The 6,559-nt window shown below is 36.0% G+C and carries 6 protein-coding genes; all 6 read right to left on the bottom strand.

Features of this window, described 5'->3' with window-relative positions; all coding sequences use genetic code 11:
• On the bottom strand, nucleotides 1–539 hold a 539-nt coding region (locus PKK00_14905; GenBank protein ID HNW99694.1), incomplete at its 3' end, for a [Fe-Fe] hydrogenase large subunit C-terminal domain-containing protein.
• Between the two features lie 2 nt (nucleotides 540–541).
• Nucleotides 542–2,266, bottom strand: coding sequence for an NADH-dependent [FeFe] hydrogenase, group A6 (locus PKK00_14900; protein ID HNW99693.1), 1,725 nt, complete (start codon nucleotides 2,264–2,266; stop codon nucleotides 542–544).
• 27 nt (nucleotides 2,267–2,293) lie between these two features.
• Entirely contained in the window at nucleotides 2,294–4,243 is a 1,950-nt protein-coding gene (locus PKK00_14895; protein ID HNW99692.1) for an NADH-quinone oxidoreductase subunit NuoF, read from the bottom strand.
• Entirely contained in the window at nucleotides 4,240–4,722 is a 483-nt protein-coding gene (nuoE, locus tag PKK00_14890) for an NADH-quinone oxidoreductase subunit NuoE (GenBank protein ID HNW99691.1), read from the bottom strand. The genes PKK00_14895 and nuoE overlap by 4 nt, the downstream gene beginning before the upstream one ends.
• A gap of 18 nt (nucleotides 4,723–4,740) precedes the next feature.
• On the bottom strand, nucleotides 4,741–5,667 hold the full coding sequence (locus PKK00_14885; GenBank protein ID HNW99690.1) for a response regulator: 927 nt from the start codon (nucleotides 5,665–5,667) through the stop codon (nucleotides 4,741–4,743).
• Nucleotides 5,668–5,820: 153 nt separating this feature from the next.
• Entirely contained in the window at nucleotides 5,821–6,468 is a 648-nt protein-coding gene (locus PKK00_14880) for a response regulator transcription factor (GenBank protein ID HNW99689.1), read from the bottom strand.
• Between the last annotated feature and the right edge of the window lie 91 nt (nucleotides 6,469–6,559).

The following is a 6,559-nucleotide window of genomic DNA, read 5'->3' as shown; positions in this document are numbered from 1 at the left end:
ATTTCTTTCAGTACTCTAGCAGTTGCTTCCATTGGGGAAACGATAGGAATTAAGTTTTTTACTAAATCCGGACTGTATTTCTCTATATACGTTACAACTGCAGGGCAATCGGATGAAATATAATTACTTAATTTTTCTTTTTCTAAAATATTTTTGTATTTTAAAGCAACAATATCGGCGCCAAAAGCAACTTCGTGAACACTAGAAAAGCCAATGTTTCGAATCATTCCGACTAATGTTTTATAATCTTCGTATTCCATAAATTCAGCTGGAAAGCTAGGCGCAATACAAGCGATTACATTTTTATCGGATTGAATTAGATCCATTACTTTGTCAATACTTCTAAAGTATTGTTTAGCATCCTGACTACATACTTTAACACAATTACCACAACCAATACAGCGATTAGGCATTACTTCTGCCTGACCACCGCCAATTTTAATAGCTTTTGCAGGACATTCTCGCACGCATGTGTAGCATATCCTGCAACGCTCTTTAATGGTATAAACCAATGGTAATATGTTTTCTTTTTTTGCCATTGTTACTTCAGTACGTCTCTTTTTGCGTAAGTAGTATGTAAATATTTATGACTTACTTTTCCATTCGGTTTTTCGAGGAAATTTTTGTATAATTCAATAATTTGTGGATTTTGATGAGATACACGAATCGTTTCATTGTCGTCAATTTGATATAATGCTTTTAAACGAGCTAATATACTTTCGTGTGTTGCCCCAATGTGTTGTCCACCTCCAGCAATACAACCGCCTGGACAGTTCATAACTTCAATAAAATGTAAATCTTTTCTGCCTTCAGCAATTTGTTTTAAGATAGTTTTTACATTTCCTAATCCGTTTACAACTGCAATACCTACTTCTAAATCGCCAATTTTAATTTTAGCTTCTTTTATGTCTTTAAATCCGCGAAGTTCCAGGAATTTATTGTTTTCGAGCTCTTTTCCGGTAATCATAAAATGAGCCGTTCTAAGTGCTGCTTCCATAACACCACCGCTGGCACCAAATATTTTACCTGCTGTAGTTCTAGCACCCAAAGGTGAATCGGTTGATTCTGGTTCTAAGTTTGCGATATCTATTCCAAATATTTTAATCAATTTTCCTAATTCTCGTGTGGTAAGAACAGCATCAACATCAGCAACTCCATCCGTTAACATTTCTTCTCTTTGTGCTTCGAATTTCTTAGCTGTACACGGCATAATGGAAACCGAGTATATTTTTTTAGGTTCTAGTTTTTCTACTTTAGCATAATAGTTTTTAATTACACTACCCATCATTTGTTGAGGTGATTTACACGTTGAAATGTTAGGTAATAATTCGGGGTTAAACTCTTCCACATATTTTACCCATGCAGGGCAACAACTGGTAAACATAGGAAGTGGTTTTTTATTTACAATACGATCCACTAATTCAGAAGCTTCTTCTAGAATGGTTAAATCGGCACTAAAACTTGTATCGAATACTTTTTTAAAGCCTACTTTTCGAAGAGCTGCATTCATTACTCCATTAATATCTTTTCCTGCTTTAATATTAAATTCTTCAGCAAGAGAAACACTAATGGCAGGAGCATATTGCACCACAACAGTAAGTTCGGGGTTGTTAATAGCATCAATTACTTGATTGATATGTGATTTTTCGGTAATTGCACCTGTAGGGCATACCATTAAACACTGTCCGCAGTTTACACAGGAAGATGTATTGAGTCCTTTATTAAATGCAGTACCTACAATTGTTTTACTTCCTCTGTTAATAAAATTTATCGCGGAAACTCCTATGATCTCTTCACACTGCCTTATACAACGACCGCATAAAATACATTTGTCGGGATCCCTGGTAAGGCTTATGCCTGATATATCAAGGTTGTAACAATTCTTTTTCCCGATGATCCTTCGTTGTCTTACATCCAATTCTTCTGATAAACTTTGTAGTTCACAATTTTTATTTCTTGAACAAAAGAGGCAGTCATCAGGATGGTTCGATAACAAAAGCTCAACAATAGTTTTACGTGCATTGATAACTTTTGGAGAATGAGTAAGAATTTTCATCCCATCTTCAACAGGGTAAGAGCAGGAAGGGATTAGTTTTCCGCTGTCTTCAATTTCAACAAGGCACATTCTGCATGCTCCATCGGGAAGCATATCTTTTATTTTACAAAGCGTTGGTATTTTAATACCATTGCGTTCGATAGTGTCAAGAATGTATTCGCCTTTCTCTGCTGTTACCGGCTTTTTGTTTATTGTTATGTTGATACTCATATTTATTTTATTAAAAATTGTTTTTTATCAATACGTTGATATTGCTTTAAAATTACATGCTTCAGCACAAGCACCGCAACCAATACATTTATCTTCGATGATATGATGTGGATTTTTTTTCGTTCCGATGATAGCAGATGATGGGCATTTCTTTACACATGCCATACATCCGGTGCATTTTTCTGCATTAATAATAAATTTACGAAGTTCGGTACAAACCTTAGCATCACAAACTCTTTCAAAAATATGTGATTCGTATTCATTACGGAACCATTTGATAGTGCTGAGAACAGGATTTGGCGCTGTTTGTCCCAACCCGCAAAGTGAAGTTTCCCTGATAACTTTTGCTAAGTTTTCCAGTTGTATCACTCCCTGGAATCTTTCAAGCGCTTCGCGGTTATCATCGGATGATGGCTTGTGTGTAATATTTTCCAATATCTCCAGCATTCGTTTAGTTCCTTCACGGCAAGGGATACACTTTCCGCAGCTTTCCTTTTGTATAAAATTCATAAAGAACTTAGCCACATCAACCATGCATGTTCCTTCGTCCATAACAACTAATCCTCCCGAACCCATGATTGCACCAATACTGTTCAATGAATCATAATCTACCTGTATATCCAGGTTTTGTTCAGTGATGCAGCCACCGGAAGGACCTCCGATTTGAACAGCTTTGAATTTCTTTCCATTTCTGATTCCTCCGGCTATCTTGAAAATAATTTCCCTGATGGTTGTTCCCATTGGTATTTCAACTAAACCGGTCTTTGTAACTTTTCCTGAAAGAGCAAATACTTTTGTTCCTTTACTTTTATTTGTTCCCATGGAGCTGAACCATTCTGCACCATTAGCAATAATGGCAGGAACATTTGAAAAAGTTTCTACATTATTAATTACTGTAGGCATGTGAAATAGTCCGTTAACAGAAGGATAAGGAGGCCTTGGTCTTGGCATGCCGCGTTTTCCTTCAATACTATGAATAAGTGCAGTCTCTTCACCGCAAACAAATGCTCCGGCGCCTTTTTTTATTTTAATCTCAAAATCAAAACCTGTATTAAGAATGTTTTTCCCAAGTATCCCGTAATCCTTTGCATCTTTTAAAGCTTTTTCCAAACGTTTAATTGCTAAAGGATATTCAGCTCGTATATACACGTATCCATGGTTTGCACCGATTGCGTAACCGCCTATGATCATTCCTTCAATCACTCTGTGCGGATCGCCTTCAATAACGGCTCTGTCCATGAATGCGCCGGGATCGCCTTCGTCGGCATTACAAATTATATATTTGGGTGTACGTTTTTCGTAAAGCGCGAATGTCCATTTTTTTCCTGTAAGAAAACCTCCGCCTCCTCTTCCCCGAAGACCGCTTAATTCAATGGTTTTACAAACTTCTATTGGCGTGTTTTCTTTTATTGTTTTACAAACATTGGCATATCCGCCGTGTGCAATATATTCTTCAATACTTTGCGGGTTAATGATACCGCAGTTTTTAAGAACAATTCTTTTCTGAGGAGCAAAGAATGGATGTTCTTCAATATATTTTACACCGTTCCAGGGTTTGCTGTTTATAGAATGAAATTGCCCGATAATATTTTCTGATGGAATTTTTTCTTCCCTGATCGTATCGAAAAAAGTTTTAACTTTTTCGAAGGTTATATTTTCAAAGGAAATACGGTTCATTCCCGGAAGCATTACATCAACAATAGGTTCCGAAGAGCATAATCCTATACAACCTGTTTCAATAATTTCTGCATCCAGTTTTTCTTTTTCGCAATATTGACGGATCGCTTCCAGTGTTTTTTCAGCGCCTGCGCCAAGTCCGCAAGTTCCTGCTCCAACAAAAATGATCATCCGGGAATTTTTTTCACGTCTGAAATCAGCTAACAATGAGTCGACTTCAGGTTGTGTTTTGTTATCGGTTTTTCCTGTAAGAAGTTTTACAATCAAATCCTGTTTGTTTTTATCGCTAATGGCTTTCATGATTCTTTCTCCTTATTTCTGAAACTTTCAATGATTTCTGTTAAAGAATCGGTTGTAACTTTTGCAAAGAATTGTCCGTTGATATTTATTACCGGAGCCAGTCCACATGCGCCGATACAGGCAACAATTTCAATACTGAACAGTCCGTCGCGTGTGGTTTGCCCTTCTTTTATTTTCAGTTTTTTTTCTATTTCTTTAAGTACTGTTGATGATCCAAGTACATGGCAGGCTGTTCCGCGGCATACCATTATATGATATTTTCCTTTGGGCTCGAACCGGAACTGGTTGTAAAATGTGGCAACACTGAATATCTTACTTACCGGCAATCCAAGATGTTCACCGACTTTTATAACAGCTTCTTCAGAAAGATAACCTATACCTTGCTGTATGTCCTGTAAAATAGGTATCAGGTTTTCCTGCCCAGAGTTTGGGTATCCTGACAAAATTTTATTTATTTCTTTTTGCATAGCTGTTGAAATTATTGATAGTAATACCAGTTATTTGGATAATAGTCGTTTTACTTCCGGGATTATTTTTCCTGCATCCACCGGTTTTTTGATGAATCCGTCAACAGGAAACCATACGGTTTCGCCTTTTTCACTTAGATAATCAATACCAGCGTTGTTGCTTACAATATCTTTTACAAGCAGAACATGAAGGTCTTTGAATCCGGGATTTTTTCTGAATTCCCTTGCCATTGCCTGAACATCCGGTTTGCTTGTGATCAGGATGTCGATAGATGTAAGCATAATGATAGGGATCTTTTTTACTGTAGGGTCATCTTCTATTTCTTTTGCCATTTCAAAACCTTCGTAATGAGTAGTCATCATTACATCTAATATTGCAAGATCGGGTTTCTCATCGCGAAATTTTCGCATACCTTCTGCTTTGTTGTTTGCTGTTACTACATTGTAGCCGTTTTTGCTTAATATAGCCTGTAGTACATTGATGATATCTATATCATCGTCTACTAATAAAATTTTAGAAGTTTTCATAATCGTGAAATTTAAATTGTTATTAAATTGATTTATATGTATCGGGAAAAATATTTGTCCGTCGATCACAACATTAATAGCCCTTTCAAGCTCTTTACGTGAAGTGTTTTTTTGCAGGAAGCAATTAACGCCCGAATTGATTATAGAAGCGAGATAGTTTAAGTCATCAAAGATTGTTATGGCAATTACTTTCGTGGAAGGGTAGTTCCCCGCAATGGTCTTACATAGATTTATTCCATTGGTTCCGGGCATTTCGGTATCCAGTAAAATAAGGTCGGGCGAAATATTGGAAAGAAGTTCCAGGAGTTCACATCCGCTGGCAGCTTCGCCTACAATTTCTACTCTTTTAATTTTTGAGAGCGCTATCTTTAACCCTTCACGGTATATATGGTTGCTGTCGGTTACTATTATTTTTATTTTCTTTTCCATGACGCTCGGAATTCGAAAACAAAATTATAGCTGCCGTAACTATTGTGTAAGGTAGTTAGGTAGGGATTTTTAGTGTAAATATGAGAAGAAAAGAAAGGGGGTAAGCAGTAAAATCAGGAAGATGAATTGCGTAAAAGTATTGGTTTTTTTTGTTTATAAGTTGATCAGTTTATTTTTTATTACATAAGCTAAAAGATGGATTGTGCTTTTGCATCCTGTTTTTGAAAGTAGATTTGATTTATGCCCAACAACCGTTCTTTCACTTATAAACAGTTTATCTGCAATCTCTTTATTGTTGAGGCCTTCAAAGGAAAGTTTTATAATTTCAATTTCGCGTTGCGTAAGTTTTATTTCAGGGGTTTCTTTTTTATCTGTATGAGAAATCTTTTTTGTAAAATATTTGAAAAGTTCTTCAGAATAATAATTGTTTCCTGAAATTACGGATTGTATAGCTTTATCGAGATTATCTTTATTAATGTTTTTCAAAAGAAATCCTTTTACTCCTGCCTCTATCATATTTTCAACATATTCTTCATCATTGAACATGGTCAATGCAATGATTTTAAGTTCGGGATAGCGTTCAATAGCTTTTTTTGTGGCTTCGATGCCATTCATAACTGGCATTTCAATATCCATCAGAACAATGTCGGGTATGTTGAATTCAAGCAGGTCGAGGAATTCTTTTCCATTGCTTGCTTCGGCTATGACCTTTACATTTTTCAAGCGGTTGATAAGTAGTTTAAGTCCTCCCCTGAAAATCTCATGGTCATCTACAATCACTATCTTAATCTTATCTTCCATTTTTACTTTGCTATATATTGCAAAATTAATAATAATTATTGGAGTTTCCTCAGGAAAAAAGCAGGGAAAAATCAAAACGCTTTAATAGTGT

This window comes from Bacteroidales bacterium (assembly GCA_035353855.1).
In the GTDB taxonomy this organism is placed as follows: domain Bacteria; phylum Bacteroidota; class Bacteroidia; order Bacteroidales; family CG2-30-32-10; genus DAOQAK01.
Note: the sequence above shows the minus strand (reverse complement) of the source record. Positions and strands in the feature narration are given on the sequence as shown.

Bases quoted from the DNA above. Each gene is read 5' to 3' on its own strand.
- PKK00_14900 (HNW99693.1), bottom strand. From the start codon at position 2,266: ATGAGTATCAACATAACAATAAACAAAAAGCCGGTAACAGCAGAGAAA.
- PKK00_14895 (HNW99692.1), bottom strand. From the start codon at position 4,243: ATGAAAGCCATTAGCGATAAAAACAAACAGGATTTGATTGTAAAACTT.
- PKK00_14885 (HNW99690.1), bottom strand. From the start codon at position 5,667: ATGGAAAAGAAAATAAAAATAATAGTAACCGACAGCAACCATATATAC.
- PKK00_14880 (HNW99689.1), bottom strand. From the start codon at position 6,468: ATGGAAGATAAGATTAAGATAGTGATTGTAGATGACCATGAGATTTTC.